The 1510-nt window shown below is 62.1% G+C and carries 1 protein-coding gene; it reads right to left on the bottom strand.

The features are described 5' to 3' along the window. Nucleotides 1-93: 93 nt before the first annotated feature. Nucleotides 94-1509: a dihydrolipoyl dehydrogenase gene (lpdA, locus tag DM806_RS10260; protein ID WP_179043135.1), complete on the bottom strand. Its 1416-nt coding sequence runs from the start codon at nucleotides 1507-1509 to the stop codon at nucleotides 94-96. Between the last annotated feature and the right edge of the window lies 1 nt (nucleotide 1510).

The following is a 1510-nucleotide window of genomic DNA, read 5'->3' as shown; positions in this document are numbered from 1 at the left end:
AGCCACCCCGCCCGCTGCATCAGCGCGATAGCCAATACGCAAAAAAGCGCGAGAGCCAAAGCCCCCGCGCCCTTTGTCAGCGATAGTCGCCGATCAGATATGGAGCGCACGCCCATAGGCGGCGAGCACGCTTTCATGCATCGATTCCGAAATGGTCGGATGCGGGAAGACGGTGTGCATCAGTTCCGCCTCGGTCGTCTCCAGCGTCTTGCCGATGGTGTAGCCCTGGATCATTTCCGTGACTTCCGCGCCGATCATGTGCGCGCCCAGCAGTTCGCCGGTCTTGGCGTCGAACACCGTCTTGGTGAAGCCTTCCGCCTCGCCCAGCGCGATCGCCTTGCCATTGCCGATGAAGGGGAACATGCCGACCTTCACCTCATAGCCCGCTTCCTTCGCTTTGGCTTCGGTCAGGCCGACGCTGGCGATCTGCGGATGGCAATAGGTGCAGCCCGGAATGTTGCGCACATCCATGGCGTGCGGATGCACATCCTTGTTGCCCAGCGCCTGCGCGATCGTCTCGGCGACGATCACGCCCTCATGGCTCGCCTTGTGCGCCAGCCATGGCGGCGCGGTGACATCGCCGATCGCCCACATGCCGTCGACATTGGTGCGGCCATAGGCGTCGGTCTTGATGTGATAGCGCTGATCCGGCTCGATGCCGACATCTTCCAGACCCAGATTCTCGACATTGGGGACAATGCCGATGGCGACGATCACATGGCTATATTCGACCGTGACGTCCTTGCCGTCCTTGCCCTTGATCGTGGCGGTCACGCCCTTGTCGCTCGCGGCGATCTTTTCGATCTTCGCACCGGTCATGACGGTCATGCCCTGCTTCTTCACCGCCTTTTCGAGGAAGGCGGAAACGTCCGCATCCTCGACCGGGACGATGCGGTCCATCATCTCGACCACGGTCACGTCAGCGCCCATGTCGTTGTAGAAGCTGGCGAATTCGATACCGATCGCGCCCGAACCGACAACCAGCAGCTTCGTCGGCATTTCCGGCGGCGTCATGGCATGGCGATAGGTCCACACCCGCTTGCCATCCGCCTTCAGGTTCGGCAGGTCGCGAGCGCGGGCGCCGGTCGCGATGATGATATGCTTGGCGGTCAGTTCCTCGGTCTTGCCGTCCTTGGTGACGCTGAGCTTGCCCTTCGCCACCAGCTTGCCGTCGCCCATGTGGACGCTGATCTTGTTCTTCTTCATCAGGTGCGTGACGCCCTGATTGAGCTGCTTGGCGACGCCGCGCGAGCGCTTCACCACCGCCTCGATATCGGCGCTGATCTTCTCGGCGGCCAGGCCATAGTCGCCCGCATGCTGCATATAGTGGAAGATTTCCGCAGACCGCAGCAGCGCCTTGGTCGGGATGCAGCCCCAGTTAAGGCAGATGCCGCCCAGATTCTCGCGCTCCACGATCGCGGTCTTCAGACCCAGTTGGGCTGCGCGGATCGCGGCCACATAACCGCCAGGGCCGGAGCCCAGAACGATGACATCGTAATTCTCAGCCATG

Origin of the sequence: Sphingobium lactosutens (genome assembly GCF_013393185.1) — a bacterium.
In the GTDB taxonomy this organism is placed as follows: domain Bacteria; phylum Pseudomonadota; class Alphaproteobacteria; order Sphingomonadales; family Sphingomonadaceae; genus Sphingobium; species Sphingobium lactosutens_A.
This window is presented reverse-complemented; position numbering and strand designations above follow the sequence as displayed.

Coding starts and splice junctions, on each gene's coding strand:
- lpdA (WP_179043135.1), bottom strand. CDS start 1,509: ATGGCTGAGAATTACGATGTCATCGTTCTGGGCTCCGGCCCTGGCGGT.